Origin of the sequence: Methanosphaerula palustris E1-9c (assembly GCF_000021965.1) — an archaeon.
GTDB lineage: Archaea > Halobacteriota > Methanomicrobia > Methanomicrobiales > Methanospirillaceae > Methanosphaerula > Methanosphaerula palustris.
Genome location: NC_011832.1, coordinates 801,714 through 815,607 on the forward strand (window position 1 = coordinate 801,714; position 13,894 = coordinate 815,607).

Annotated in this window: 15 protein-coding genes; 6 read left to right on the forward strand and 9 right to left on the reverse strand. The window is 57.2% G+C overall.

Annotation, left to right across the window (positions count from 1 at the left end):
* Nucleotides 1-20: 20 nt before the first annotated feature.
* Nucleotides 21-485: a rhodanese-like domain-containing protein gene (locus tag MPAL_RS04000; protein WP_012617468.1), complete on the reverse strand. Its 465-nt coding sequence runs from the start codon at nt 483-485 to the stop codon at nt 21-23.
* A 111-nt stretch (nt 486-596) separates the two neighbouring features.
* Here MPAL_RS04000 and MPAL_RS04005 point away from each other — a divergent pair, with 111 nt between their 5' ends.
* Together MPAL_RS04005 and MPAL_RS04010 are read left to right on the forward strand one after the other, a co-directional pair.
* On the forward strand, nt 597-1,160 hold the full coding sequence (locus tag MPAL_RS04005) for a LemA family protein (RefSeq protein ID WP_012617469.1): 564 nt from the start codon (nt 597-599) through the stop codon (nt 1,158-1,160).
* A 12-nt stretch (nt 1,161-1,172) separates the two neighbouring features.
* On the forward strand, nt 1,173-3,020 hold the full coding sequence (locus tag MPAL_RS04010; RefSeq protein ID WP_048145661.1) for a DUF2207 domain-containing protein: 1,848 nt from the start codon (nt 1,173-1,175) through the stop codon (nt 3,018-3,020).
* Nucleotides 3,021-3,095: 75 nt separating this feature from the next.
* On the opposite strand, the gene moaA is transcribed toward MPAL_RS04010, so the two are convergent.
* Nucleotides 3,096-3,971, reverse strand: a complete 876-nt coding sequence (gene moaA / locus MPAL_RS04015) for a GTP 3',8-cyclase MoaA (RefSeq protein ID WP_012617471.1) — start codon at nt 3,969-3,971, stop codon at nt 3,096-3,098.
* Entirely contained in the window at nt 3,949-4,560 is a 612-nt protein-coding gene (locus MPAL_RS04020) for an RlmE family RNA methyltransferase (RefSeq protein WP_012617472.1), read from the reverse strand. Before MPAL_RS04020 ends, moaA begins: the two co-directional genes overlap by 23 nt.
* Nucleotides 4,561-4,869: 309 nt before the next feature.
* Between MPAL_RS04020 and MPAL_RS04025 the strand changes: the two genes are divergently transcribed.
* Together MPAL_RS04025 and priL are read left to right on the forward strand one after the other, a co-directional pair.
* Nucleotides 4,870-5,613 (forward strand): DNA polymerase sliding clamp, encoded by a 744-nt coding sequence (locus MPAL_RS04025; protein WP_012617473.1) that lies wholly within the window; start codon nt 4,870-4,872, stop codon nt 5,611-5,613.
* 1 nt (nt 5,614) lies between these two features.
* Entirely contained in the window at nt 5,615-6,631 is a 1,017-nt protein-coding gene (priL, locus tag MPAL_RS04030; RefSeq protein ID WP_012617474.1) for a DNA primase regulatory subunit PriL, read from the forward strand.
* Nucleotides 6,632-6,649: 18 nt separating this feature from the next.
* Here the strand turns inward: priL and MPAL_RS16440 are convergent, their stop codons facing one another.
* Complete coding sequence (locus tag MPAL_RS16440) at nt 6,650-6,826, reverse strand: hypothetical protein (RefSeq protein ID WP_012617475.1); 177 nt, start codon at nt 6,824-6,826, stop codon at nt 6,650-6,652.
* A gap of 80 nt (nt 6,827-6,906) precedes the next feature.
* Here MPAL_RS16440 and MPAL_RS04035 point away from each other — a divergent pair, with 80 nt between their 5' ends.
* Nucleotides 6,907-7,233, forward strand: a complete 327-nt coding sequence (locus tag MPAL_RS04035; protein WP_012617476.1) for a hypothetical protein — start codon at nt 6,907-6,909, stop codon at nt 7,231-7,233.
* Between the two features lie 28 nt (nt 7,234-7,261).
* Complete coding sequence (gene nudC, locus MPAL_RS04040; RefSeq protein WP_148208128.1) at nt 7,262-8,071, forward strand: NAD(+) diphosphatase; 810 nt, start codon at nt 7,262-7,264, stop codon at nt 8,069-8,071.
* Nucleotides 8,072-8,107: 36 nt separating this feature from the next.
* Here the strand turns inward: nudC and MPAL_RS04045 are convergent, their stop codons facing one another.
* The 5 genes from MPAL_RS04045 to MPAL_RS04065 form a co-directional block, all read right to left on the reverse strand.
* Nucleotides 8,108-9,004 carry a fructose 1,6-bisphosphatase gene (locus MPAL_RS04045; protein WP_012617478.1) on the reverse strand — a complete coding sequence of 299 codons (897 nt, stop codon included), beginning with the start codon at nt 9,002-9,004 and terminating at the stop codon, nt 8,108-8,110.
* A gap of 5 nt (nt 9,005-9,009) precedes the next feature.
* On the reverse strand, nt 9,010-9,906 hold the full coding sequence (locus MPAL_RS04050) for a class 1 fructose-bisphosphatase (RefSeq protein WP_012617479.1): 897 nt from the start codon (nt 9,904-9,906) through the stop codon (nt 9,010-9,012).
* Nucleotides 9,907-9,931: 25 nt separating this feature from the next.
* Nucleotides 9,932-10,855, reverse strand: coding sequence for a beta/alpha barrel domain-containing protein (locus tag MPAL_RS04055; protein WP_012617480.1), 924 nt, complete (start codon nt 10,853-10,855; stop codon nt 9,932-9,934).
* 117 nt (nt 10,856-10,972) lie between these two features.
* Nucleotides 10,973-11,416 carry a hypothetical protein gene (locus MPAL_RS04060; RefSeq protein WP_012617481.1) on the reverse strand — a complete coding sequence of 148 codons (444 nt, stop codon included), beginning with the start codon at nt 11,414-11,416 and terminating at the stop codon, nt 10,973-10,975.
* Nucleotides 11,417-11,431: 15 nt separating this feature from the next.
* Nucleotides 11,432-13,843 carry a CDC48 family AAA ATPase gene (locus tag MPAL_RS04065; protein ID WP_048145164.1) on the reverse strand — a complete coding sequence of 804 codons (2,412 nt, stop codon included), beginning with the start codon at nt 13,841-13,843 and terminating at the stop codon, nt 11,432-11,434.
* Nucleotides 13,844-13,894: the final 51 nt, after the last annotated feature.

The window sequence follows — 13,894 nt, forward strand, 5'->3', positions numbered from 1 at the left end:
ATGAGAAAAATTGAGTATTACTATCCGACCACGGTCGGGTAGCCGGCATCCTTCCATTTACCAATGCCGCCCTTCATATTATAGATCTGAGTATAACCGAGGTCCTGCATGATCTTGGCCGCTGTGGTGCTCCGCGTCCCGCTCTGGCAATAGACCAGGTAGGTCTTTGACATATCCATCCCCTTGCTCTTCATCTGGTCGCGGAAGACTCCAGCAGTGACGTCACGGTTGATCGCCCCGCTGATATGTTCTGCCTGGAACTCGGCCTGCGTCCTGACATCGAGGATTACCAGCTGATCGCTGTTGCTGTTCTGCTGTATCAGGGCGCTGGCCTCCTGGGGGGTGATATCGCGGATCGTTGAATTCTGGGAACTGTTCGCATCTTGTGAGGTGGTGCCCTGCAGTGCAGTACACCCGGCAAGGGCCACCACCACACCGATGAGGACAAGCACCAGGATCATTGAAAGTGCCGGCCTGGTCTTCATTGTATCAGTAGTAGTCTATCACCTGTTCACATAAGTCATTTATCTGTCGAGGATCGCTGAAGAGATCCCTTAAATACAGGCGTCACCCCCTATAGATCAGGGTGAAATAACGTGGATATCATCTCAATTGTTATCATTGCAGTCATTCTCCTGATCATCATCGGGCTTGTCCTGTATGTGGTCGGGATCTATAACCGGTTCTTCAATCTGAAGAACTCGGCCGAAGCGACGCTTGGACAGATCCGGGTCGCGATGAAGAAACGGCTCGATATGATCGAGCAGCTGCTCGGCTCAGTGAAGAGTTATGCGGCGTTTGAGAAGGATACGCTCGAGAAGGTGACCGGTCTCCGGGCCAGTGTCCTGAAGGCTTCTCCAGGGGAACTGAACGCCATCGAGCAGCAGTCCCGCTCCTTACTCGGCAGCCTCTATGCAGTCGCAGAGAACTATCCTGACCTGAAGACGTCGACGACGGTGCAGGAACTGATGAGTGCGATCAAAGGGGTGGAGGATGAGATCGCCCGGCAGCGGTACACCTATAACAATATCGCCCAGCAGTTGAACACGATGACCGACACGATCCCCTCCAACATCGTCGCACGGATGATTGGGATGCAGAAACTTGAGTATCTGCAGTTCGAAGAGGCCATTGAGAAGGCACCGAAGATTGAGTTCTAGACGGGGCTTGTGGTGAGTGAAACACGGCAGCTCGTGGTCCTCCTGGCGATCACCCTTCTCATCGGGTGTGCTGCCCTCGGGATCACGACATATCTCCCTCAGATGACCGAGGGAAACCTGGTTGTCGATCAGTACAGTGCAGTCTACTCTCCCAACGGGACACTCGTCGAGGAGTACACCTACCAGGTCAAAACATCGGGTTCCTACCGGATGCTCTATCGTGACTTTGACGATCAGTTGACCACTGTTCTGACCAATACGTCACATATTCAGTTCGTGGGGATGAAGGGGCCGGCCGGGTTGACCGGGTATGTCAGGGACGCCTCCGGCACGGTGACTCTGTATGATCCGGATACCGGGGCAGCGATCTCGTCGGCTCCCGGAAGTGGACTGATCGCTTCGCTTGCAGAGAAGAACGAGGTCGGGATCTTCAACCCCCAGTACTTTTCGGCCGGCACCTACACCGTACAGTTTGTCTATTCGGTAATGCCGCCGGTGGAGTATGATGCATCGGCGGTGCATATCAACCTGAAACTCGCCCGCCTGCACATCCCATACCGGAACGTGGCGATCACGCTCCCTTCGGACCAGGTCCAGCATGTCTATGCCTACCCGCCAGGACTCAAGGAGTCGCAGTCCGGATCGACGATCAATCTGGTCGGTTCGGCGGGCAAGGACGAGACGATCGCCGTCGAACTCCTGCTGAATCGGGACGCCCTCTCGACAGTGACTGGGATCCCATCGGTGGTGGAAGATGTATCTGGAAAGGCTGCGAGTGCGAGTTTCTGGTACAACGTCCCGTACACCCTCTCGCTCGTGCTGAAGGTAGTGGGTGGAGCGATGGTGCTCCTGATGCCGCTGCTGTTGCTGCTGATTTACCGCAGGTTCGGGCGGGAGAAGGTCTTCACCGTCCCTGAATACCTGAGCACAACGCCGAACAATACGATCAAGCCCTGGGCGGTGAACCTGCTCTTCAACAAGAACGCCGGTTCGTTCGATCAGGACGGATTCTATGCGACCCTGCTCGACCTCCACCGGAGAAAGATGGTGCATATCACCGAGCATCCGGATGAGAAGGCCAGCGGCGACGGTGGGGTGAAGATCGAGGTGCTGCAGAGCACTGCAGATGACAACTACGAACAGCGGGTGCTCAATTACTTGAATTTTGTGGGGGTCGACGGCGTGGTCGAGACCGGCCGAATCGCCACGATGGCTGAGCAGGCGAAGAAGGACACGAACCTGGCTGGGACCGTGGTAAAGTTCCAGACCGAGCTGACCAGCATCACCTCCTATGCCGATGCCAGGACCTTGAACCGGTATGTCGCAGACGGAAAGGTACATGTTCTCCCGCTGGCCCTGGTGGCCGCGGTGCTGGCTGCAGTGATCGTCGCCGTGATGGTCCTGCTCCCGCAGGGGCAGTCGCTGATGGTGATCCCCCTCTTTCTCTGGCTGGTCGTGCTGGCGCAGGCCGGCATTGCACTGGCCACGCCGGCCACTCTCTTTGGGACCTGGAAGGCGGATACCTACAAGGAGAAACTTGAATGGGATGCCTTCCGGCACTTCCTCTCAGATCTTGCGATGATCAAGCAGTACTCGCCTGCTGATCTCTCGATGTGGGGCGAGTGGCTGGTCTACGGGACGGCCCTTGGTGTCGGCGACCGTGTCGCGGCGGCGATGAAGGATCTGAAGATCTCGATCCCCAACGACGATATCGCTCCGTTCCATCTGAATATGGCCTTTGCACCGATCATCTTCTTCGCACCCCCCAGCCAGGGTTCTGGCGGAGGATTCGGCGGTTTTGGTGGCGGTGGCTTCGGCGGTGGTGGCGGATTCGGCGGCGGTGGCGCTGGAGGCCGATGAAGACCTCCCTTCCATCCCCGATTTTTTAACGAATTAAAAAAAGATTTTTATGAGATCTTCTGCCTTCTTCTCTGATCACTTGAAGTATGGTTCGCGCTGCATCACTGCTTTGGAGAAACACGCTTTGAGTTCTTCTCCATGAAGCCCGCGGATATCGATCAGATTGTCATTCCTGAGCAGACACGGTTTCAACTTCCCGTCCGAGGTCAGACGGAGGCGGTTGCAGAACGAACAGAACTCGGTGTTATGGAGCGGCCGAACCACCTCGACTTCGGCACCGTCGATCAGATACTTCTTCCGATGGTGCATCCGCCGCGTAACCACCTCGTCGGCCTTGCCGGCGATCAGTTCTTCGAGCCCTTTTACATCTCCATGGTACGGACAGTTCCGGAACTCCATCAGTTCGATCAGTTGCAGGATCAGGTTCTTGTCTCCCCTGACAAAGTCGATGAACGAGTCGATCTCATCCTCATTGATATTCTCGAGCACGACCATGTTCAGCTTCACCGGGGTCAGCCCGGCGTCGACCGCCGCCTCGATCCCTGCAAATACATCCGACAGGCAGTCCTTTCCGGTGATCTGCTTATAGCGTTCCGGGATCATTGTATCAAGGCTGATGTTCGCCCGGGAAAGGCCAGCATCGTGCAGGTCGTAGGCCTTATCGGCCAGATGCGTCGCATTGGTGGTGATGGAGGTCTCGATTCCGGACGGTACTGCCTGGATGATCGAGGTCAGATCCTCTCTGAGCAGCGGCTCTCCCCCGGTGAACTTTACACTTCGGACTCCGAAATCTGTTGCAACCCGGATAATCTCACCGATCTCCTCTGCAGAGAGTTGAACTGAGGGATTCACCTCACCCTCTGCATGACAGTAGATGCAGTTCAGATCGCAGGCCTGGGTCAGGCTGACCCGAAGGTTCGTGACCGGTCTATTGAATGTGTCCCTCAACATCTCCTGAACTCCCGATAAAGTTCTTTGCAACGATATAGATCTCTGTGGACCCGCGCCTGGTCGATTTGGTATGGAAGGTCTTTACTACGTAGAAGTGTTTTTTGACCTCTTCAAGGAGTTCATGGAACATCTCTCCCTGGAAGGACTTCATCGCCATATTGCCGCCCTGCTTCATGGTCCTGGCCGCGAACATCAGCGCATCCTCCCCGAGACCTATCGCTCGTGCCTGGTCGTAGCACTTGTGCCCGCTCAGCTTCGGAGAGGCATCACAGAGCACCACGTTCACAACCCCGACCAGGTCCTTCACCTGTTGCTGGACCTCTGATGTGGTCAGATCCCCGACAACTGTCATGACCCCATCGATCGAGGGTATCGGGTTGAGGTCCACCCCCAGCACCTTCCCTTTGGTCAGCGTCCGCTCGACCTGCAACCAGGATCCTGGTGCAGCCCCGAGGTCGACGATATTGTCATCTTCTCTGATGATCGAGAACCGTTCCTGGATCTCCTGGAGTTTGTATGCTGCCCTGGACCGGAACCCCTCGTTCATCGCTCTTCGATAGACTTTGTCTTTTCCCCACTGTGAACCCATATTGACTGACCTCAACCTCTGTCTTTTTCCAGAGTTGATACAGAACGGAGGTATTGTCAAAGCCCGACGATTGTCATCTCATTCGGGCTTCTTCAACAGTGGTGAGCGCAACGCCATGTATCGTGCACGCACAGATTTTCATCTGGTATTTGTACACGTTTTTGATACACGTCTCATTTCGATCCGGTCAAAAAATGCTCGCGCATTGCCTGATTTGTCTGAAATGTTGCGTTAACCACAATATTTTCTCCGATATTATTAAAACTATGATTATATAGTTTATAATAGAGTTTGTTAAGGGAGTTCATGATGTTGGATGCTACTATAGATGCAGACGTCTTCAGAGAGTCGGTGGATGCGATCGCAGCGCTGGTGACCGAATGCCGCCTGCATGCCACAGAGCAGGGACTGCGGACCAGGACTGTCGACACGGCGAATGTTGCGATGATCTCGCTTGAGCTGGATAAGGATGTCTTCGAGTCATATCAGGCCACCTCCAGCGAGATGGGCATCGATATTGTGAAGATCAAGAATGTCCTCTCGATGATGGGCAAGGGGGATCCGGTTCACCTTGCGCTTGCAGAGGAGAGCAGGAAACTGGAGGTCAGTTTCCAGAGTTATCAGTATTCGATCACCCTGCTCGACACCAATACCATACGCAAGGACCCGAACGCCCCGACGATCGAACTGCCCGGCAAGGTGGTAATATCCGGGGCGGCGCTCAGTGCAGCAATCAAAGCCGCCTCAGTGGTATCGGACAAGATTGCACTTGGGATCGACCCTGAAAAGGGGATCTTCTATATGGAGGCTGAGGGGGATACCGATCATATCCGGCTCGAACTCGGGGATGACAAACTGATCTCTCTGGTGCCGGTGCAGGCCCGCTCGCTCTTCTCGCTCGATTATCTGAAAGATATGGGCAAGACGATGAGCAAGGCCGAGAAGGTCGAGATCAGCCTCGGCATCGACCACCCCGTGGAGTTCACCTTCGATATTGCGGACGGCAAAGGGCACGTGATGTACCTGCTCGCCCCCCGTATCGAGGCAGACTGATATGCAGGTCCGGCTCGATATCAAGGACCTTGCACGATACCCATTTTTAAAAGAATCACAGCAGTATGTCGGGACGCAATCGGAGTCCCTCGACCAGTTTCTCGCCGGCAGCCAGGGGGGACTGGCGCTGGGGAAGGCCGCTGACCGGGTGAACCTGGCCATCACTTTTCGCAGATCAAAGGATGAAGGAGAGAAACGTCCTGAGGTCCCTGCGGACGATATCCATGTGAAACTTGAGATCTTCAGTTACGGGCTCGCACGGGTGCTGGTCTCCTGCATGAAGGACCGGACGCTGATCGACCGGCTGGCGAGGTATGAGGCACGGCGCGCCGCCCAGTTCCTGGCTGATGAAGATCCTGATAAGAAGGCCTACGTCGCAGAGAGCCTGGGGATGGATCTCAATGAGGCCCGGATGCCGCTGGTCGCCTACGTCGACCTGGTCGCGCCGCTCCGGGACGAACGGTGGCGCCTGGTGAACCGTTCGGTGCATTCCGGGTCGGTCCTCCTCAGGGGTGATGATGAACAGAGGGAGATCGATGAACTGCTGGCCGAACGGATCCGCGTGGTGCTGCTCAGACAACTTCCGCTTCAGGTTCCGCCTTCGGTCTGTGAACAGGTCAGGCCGATCACCGAGCACCTGAACGCCACCTACCAGCAGCAGATGCTGCGGGACCTCGGTCCGATCGACGAGGGACGGTATCCCCCCTGCATCAGCGCCCTGATCACCGCGGTGACCGAAGGAAAGAATCTGACCCATCCGGGGAGGTTTGCGATGACCGCTTTTCTGCACACAATCGGGATGTCCTCGACCCAGATCGTCGAACTGTACTGTCGGGCACCCGACTTCGACCTGCAGACCACGATGTATCAGGTCGGACATATCACCGGCGGAGGGGGTACCGAGTACTCGCCGCCGTCGTGCGCCACGATGCAGACCAATGGGATCTGCATCGGGAAGAATGCGCTCTGCTCCAGGGTGAGCAGCCCGCTCGGGTATTACCGGCGAAAGAAAGAGTGAAAGGGGAGATCGAAGATCTCAGGCGATCTTATCGTTGATCACATACCCTGCCCCGCTCATCACGAGCAGGAACCCGGCGATCGCGACCAGATATGCAATGGCATGGGGCATGACCAGCGGTAGCCCGACGATCAGAACGACAAAGATTCCAAAGGCAGCGAGCCCGGTGATCAGATCCAGCAGCGGTCCATCCATCTGAGTAGTATCATCGTTGCAGGGATAAAAATTCTTTCTGCGACAAATATCCTTTTAGGATCGCGATCAATATCAGCATCATGGAACTTGTTGATACACTCCGAACGTTTCTTGAGTCTGGTGATGACTGGGAACGCAAACAGACCTCTGTACCGGGGCTTTCGATCATCAAACTGCCCAAGACCCGGACGCGCCCCGCCTCGCTCGCCCTCGAATTGAATCCGGTCGGTGAGAACGGTCTGCCCATGAAGAGGAAGGGATATATGGTGATGAACACCACCGAGCTCGCTGCCCTCCGCTCCCTGGTCACCAACGAGAAGGTCGATTCTCTCTTTACCGCGATCACGGAAGTCATGCCTGAAAAGCGATCTGTACGAGCTGTGAGTGATAGTATCCTTGAGATCTGATGGTTCTTCCTTTCAACCGCACTATGCGGTGAGGTCGTTGCACCTTGGCTACCTGTCACCAGCCGGAATTCCGGAGGCCGGGTCACTCCTGGTGATCGTGCAGGGCGGTCAGGTGCTGGTGGACGAGCAGGTAAACTCGATCTTCTTCCCGTTTGGATCCCCTGCGATCCCCGCTGTCGACCAGATGGTCGGGATCGGCTGGGTGAACGACCAGCCCTGTTATGTGGCCCCGGCTCCCGAGATCTCCGCCCGTCCAGGTACCCGTTTTGTCGACCTTCGTGAACTCTTCAATCTGGTGGACGAGGAGTCGCTCGGGATCGCTGGCAGGGCCGTACAGATCACGGCGTTTCTGGCGACCCGTCGTTTCTGTGGCAGGTGCGGGGCACCAGCCGCTCTCGCCGACCAGGAACTGGCGATGGTCTGTCCGGTCTGCGGGCAGACCGAGTATCCACGCCTCTCTCCGGCGATCATTGTGTTGATACGGGATAACGACCGGTGCCTGCTCGCACGCTCCCCCCGGTTTCCCGAAGGGATGTACAGTGTGATCGCCGGTTTTGTCGAGCCTGGCGAGACGATCGAGCATGCAGTTCACCGAGAGGTGCAGGAGGAGGTCGGGGTCAGTATCCGGTCTGTGCAGTACTGGGGTTCTCAGCCCTGGCCGTTCCCCAACTCGCTGATGATCGGATTCACCGCCGAGTATGCAGGTGGCCAGATTGCCATCGATAATCGGGAGATCGAGGCTGCGGGCTGGTTCCACCGGGACGATCTGCCGCAATTGCCCGGACCGATGAGTATCGCCTATGCGCTGATCAATGATTTTTTAGAAGAGGGCCGGTAACCGGCGCCTGATGGCCGGGCCTGAGTCGGGTGACGATCAGGGCCGAAACGGCCCCTGCATCCGGCGGGTTCCGGCCATCCGCACCGCAGCCTGTCTGGATGGATCGAAGGCCGGGTCATCGAAGAGGTCTGCCGGGCCGATCAGTCTACCCCTGTTCAGAGCGAATCCGAACGCCGTGATCCGCGAAGGGCTGGTTGCTTTTGTGGTGTGAGCGTCACAGATGCTGACCGGCATCAGGGTCATCCCTGCCATCAGGTGGGGGGAGAGGAAGGGTGCAAGCACCTCGTCGACCGACGGAAACGATCCCTCAGTTCTGATGATGATCGCCCCTCCTGTCCTCTCTATGCCGGCCACCGCTGCTATGGTGCCATCCTGTTTTAGTACCCTGATACCCTTCATCTCCTCGTCTGTGAGGCATCCTAGGAGTTGGTATGTCTCTCCTGGGGTGGTATAACGGTGCTGTACCCCGTCCAGCAAGGTCAGTTCGAAGACGAACCCTTCCCGTAAGCACGGGTCGCTGACCAGCCGTGTTGTCATGAGTGGGTCAGCGAAGATACGGTACAGGATCTGGGCGACCGTCCTTCCCGTGTCCGTCATCAACACCAGCACCGGCTCGTGCTCCCGCTCGGTGAGGGTGAGTTCGAGGGTCAGGGAATTACCCTGTGATGGACAGAGGTGCAACTCCGTCGCCTCGTTCTGGCCGGCCGTAAAGGTCCGTTCGATCAGATCATCTGGTATCGCACCGGTCAGGATCAGTCCGAGCAGGTCTCCGCAGTGGATGATCCCTGAGTCAGTGACCGTCCCGGCCTTCACCTGCTCCTTTACTACTCGTGCTGCCCGTTCGAGCACCTTCGGATGGATCCGGGCATGCCCCGGGTACCCCCCGACCGCTCGTACAGCCACGGTGATTGTGGAAATTTCCTCTCCTCCCATGGGTTTCAGGTGCAGAGCGTCCCGTTCACCTTCTCGATCAGCCCCTTTGAGCCGACGTAGAGGGGAGTCTTCTGGTGGGGTTTCTCCGGGTTGATCGTCAGGACGTTCATCCTGCCGTCACAGATCGCTCCCCCTGCCTGGGTTGCGATGAACCCGATCGGGTTCGCCTCGAACATCAGCCGGAGCTTGCCCCGCTCCTTTCCTACCACGGCCGGGTAACAGTAGATCCCGCCGTACTTCAGGATCTGATGAAAGTCTGCGACAAACGAACCGGAGTACCTGAGTTTGTACCCCTCCTGCTCGCAGGTGTCGATGAACCGGGCATGCTCCTCGGTCCAGACGGTCCGAAGCCCGCCAGAACCGTACAGGTTTCCCTCCGGCATTTTGACGTCTGCTTCGAGGAGCACGTACTGGTTGTTGTTATCGAGGGCAAAGATCTGGACCCCCTCGCCGACGGTCAGGGTCAACACAGTCATTGGACCGTAGAGCATATACAGTGCGGCACGCATCTTCTCGCCTGGCTGCATCACGGTGCCGTGGTCGTAGATCCCGACGATCGTGCCGACCGCCAGGTTCACCTGAATCAGTGACGAACCATCGAGCGGGTCCATCACGACGGCGTACTCCCCGTGGGACTCTGGGATCTTCAGAATGTCGTTCTGCTCCTCAGATGCAACCTCTCTGACCAGACCCGATCTCTGCAGTACCTCGGTGATATGCCGATCCGCCCAGGTGTCCATGGCGGCCTGCTCCTCTCCTGACTGGTTGGTGGTACCTGCATAGGTCTGGTTGGTCAGGAATGCCTCCCGAATCGGGGTGGCCTGGGCGGCGATCAACCGGACCAGTTCTTTCAGTTCCTGTTCGGCACCGGTGCCATCGAGGTACTCTTCAAGGGTAATCATCTCTTCTCCCACTGTTCCTGCTCTCTTATGCAGCAGGGCTGGTCCCCTTACAGATCTTGATCGCTTCCTCAACCGGGATGTCCTCAACGGTCACTGCGTAGATGGCGTCGCACATCCGAACCGCATCTTCAAGGGATTTCTGGTGAATGTTCCTGCCGGTGGCGTTCCCGGCGGTCCCTCCGATATGGATCTGATCGTACAACTGCTGCAGGAATACCTCCTCTGATACGCTCGAACCGCCTGCACAGACAACCTTCGTCTTTCCAGCGGCCTTGGTCGCCTCCTGCATCAGTTCTGAGGAGACTGCACCCTCCTTCTTTGGTGCATTCACCTTGACGAAATCACTGCCAAGGGCGGATGCGACACCGACTGCCCCTGCGATCAGGTGCGGATCCTTCTCGTCCTTCACCGCCTTTCCGCGGGGGTAGATCCAGAGGACGGTGATGAGGCCGTGCTGGTGAGCCTCATAGACGATCTGGGCTGCCTGCCGGAGCATCTCCGGTTCCTTCTCGCTGCCCAGATAGATGGTATACCCGACAGCGGTGATATTGAGCCCGCTTCGGTCACGGAAGTCCACGATCTGCTGGATCGAATAGAGGGCCGTGCTCATCGGATCCTTCTGCTCAGGTTTGACCAGGTGTGTCTTGGAGTTGACCTTGACGAGATACGGGACCTCAGGATAGTCCGCTCCATAACGTGCAATCAGCCCGAGCTGCGTTGCAAAGACTCCAATCTTCCCCTGTGCTGCGATCCGGAAGAGATGTTCTGGGTCCGCGTCGTCGGGATGGATCTTCTCGCCATAAAAGTCATCGTTCAGATGTTCGACCTTCTGGTCCCCGGCAAAGAGCATCAGCCGTCCGGTCTTATGAGTGATCGTCTCATAGTTCCTGACATAGGTGGGACGAACACGCTTTGGCACATCCAGTGGTACGAAGACAGTCTCTGACATACAGACCCAGTTTTTCTCTCTTTACTAATCTAATTAACTCTTCTTTGGAATTGCATCAAAGGACTGTATGGAGAGGGGCACCAAAAAAGATAGAGTATTGATAAATGGATATCCTGGTCAATCGGTCGATGTTCCCTGTTCCTGTTCGTCGCCGGGTCTTCTTCTCCCAAGCATGATCTCCAGGATTCCGTGCTTGAATGATGTCTGCATTGGGACCAGGTGACGGTGTGGAAGGTTTGCCTCCGACCGATAATGCAGGTGATCCTGATCTGCAATGATCTGAAGAGACTGTTCCGAAAGAGCCATCCTGATATTTTCTACATTCATACCTGGCAGTTCGGTGACCACGATCACCGTGTCATCGATGGTCGTGATCTCGGCCTCTCTCTCAATGACCTCATCTGCTGGTGGAAGATCGAGGATTGAATCGGCAGGGGCGTAGATCACCCGAAAGCCGAAGGCAACCGGCACCCGTCCCCTCCTGTTCTGGAGGGTATAGGTGACCAGTTGCCGAATCAACTGCTCGACTTCATCGTCCTGGTCCAATGGCGACGTGCTCATAATGATGTCCTGTGCTCACCCGGTCCCGTCAAGGTGCCCCTTCACCTGTGCTGTTCTCTCCTTGATCAGACCGAAGTCCTTCGTCTGTCTGTATAACGCTGTTCTGAGATCTTCTATCTCGCTCTTCTGGCTATCAGGTACCGTGGTGCCGATCCCTTTGAGTTCGGCACGCTTGATGACAGCGGCCGCATCCTCAAGGATCATCCTCTGGTCCTGGTTGAAGAGGATCTCCCAGGACTGCCGTTCGGACTGCTCGGTCGTATCGCGGTCCAGGGATCCGTTGACCTTAAGGAGTGCGTCCTCAAAATGCTTTCCGGTGATCCTGACGTTCCCGATCGCTTCGGTCCTCTCCAGTTCGGTCTTCCCGGTCATTACGCCGATGAACTCACGCATCGCTGAGAGCTTCGCCTCCCTGACCAGTGCCTCGATGTCTGCACCCACGAACCTCTCGGTCTTCTCAACCAGATCGTCGATCTTCACATCCCCTGAGAGGATCGCCTCGGCATGCCGCAGGTAGACCTCGAAGATCTTCTTCCTCCCCTCCCTGTCCGGCGGTGGGACGTAGAGGTGCCGGTCGAGCCGGCCTGGCCGCATCAGCGCCTTGTCGATCATGTCGGGCCTGTTGGTGGCTGCCAGCACCACCACGTTCTTCAGTTCCTCGAGCCCGTCCAGCTCGGTCAGGATCTGGCTGACCACACTCTCGGTCACATGCGAGGAGCCCGTGTAGGATCCCCTCGACGGCACCAGGGCATCGATCTCGTCGAAGAAGATGATCGACGGAGCAGCCTGCCGGGCCTTTCTGAAGATGTCCCTGACCCCCTTTTCTGATTCACCGACCCACTTTGAGAGGAGTTCGGGCCCCTTCACCGAGATGAAGTTGCACTGGCTCTCGTTGGCGACCGCCTTTGCCAGCATCGTCTTGCCGGTGCCTGGCGGGCCGAAGAGCAGAATCCCCTTCGGGGCACTGGTCTCGAGCTTCTCAAAAACGTCCGCGTACTTGAGCGGCCACTCCACCGTCTCGGTCAGGTCCTTCTTCACCTGTTCGAGTCCGCCGATGTCCTCCCACTTCACGTCCGGCACCTCGACCAGCACCTCCCGCATCGCACTCGGGTCGACATGTTTTCTCGCCTCGGTGAAGTCGGCATTGGTCACTTTCAACTGGTCGAGCACCTCGTCCGGGATCCCCTCGTCATCCTTGATCTTCGGGATCACCTTCCGAAGGGCGTGCATCGCGGCTTCCTTGACCAGCAGGGCGATATCGGCACCGACGAATCCATGCGTGGTCTCTGAGAGATCCTTGAGGTCCACATCTTCGGCGAGGGGGACACCCCTGGTGTGGACCTTGAAGATATCCTCCCGGCCGTTCCGGTCAGGGATCCCGATCTCGATCTCTCGATCGAACCGGCCGCCCCGCCGGAGTGCCGGGTCGAGCGCATCCGGAAGGTTGGTGGCCGCGATCACGATCACCTCGCCACGCCCCTTCAGCCCGTCCATCAGGGCGAGCAACTGGGCGACCACCCGGCGTTCGACCTCGCCCTTGGTATCCTCCCGCTTGGGTGCGATCGAATCGATCTCATCGATGAAGATGATCGTCGGGGCGTTCTGCTGGGCCTCCTCGAAGACCTGGCGGAGGTTTCCCTCGCTCTCACCATAGTACTTGGAGATGATCTCCGGACCTGAAAGGGTGATGAAGTGGGCGTCCACCTCGTTGGCCACCGCCTTCGCTATCAACGTCTTGCCAGTGCCGGGCGGCCCGTACAGCAGCACCCCCTTGGGCGGCTGGATCCCGAGCTTCTCAAAGATCTCCGGGTGGCGGAGCGGCAGTTCGATCATCTCCCGAACCTGCTGCAGTTCGCGGCCGAGCCCGCCGATATCCTCGTAGTGGATGTCCGCCGTCGCCGCTTCCTTCTTTCCCTCCTCCGGTTTGTAGGGGGTCTCCTTCAGTTCGATGGTGGTCTCATCGGTGACGACCACGATCCCCTTCGGTGTGACTTTGGCGATCACAAAGGTGAGAGGATTTCCGATCACGTCGACCCGCAGACTCTGCCCTTCCATCACCGACCGACCATGCAACAACCTCCTCAGGTACTGTTCGCCACCGACGAGCCGGATCGGCTGGGTCGGCTGGATCACAACCTTGGTTGCGACCGAGGCCTGCACCTTCCTGATCCTGACGGTCTCGTCGACCCCGGTTCCTGCATTGGATCTTATGTTCCCGTCGATCCGGAGGATCCCTCTGCCGGTGTCCTCCGGAAATCCCGGCCAGACGATGGCGTTCGCCTTCCTCTTGCCCTGAATCTCGATTACATCCCCGCTGACGAATCCGAGCGCTCTCATCACGTCCATCGAGACACGTGCGATACCCCGGCCGGCATCATCCCGTGCGGCTTCCTTCACCACGACGTTGACATAATCATTATCTGCCATAATTATCATCACCTGAATCTATGATTTACCTTAAGTTAGTGTATTATTTTA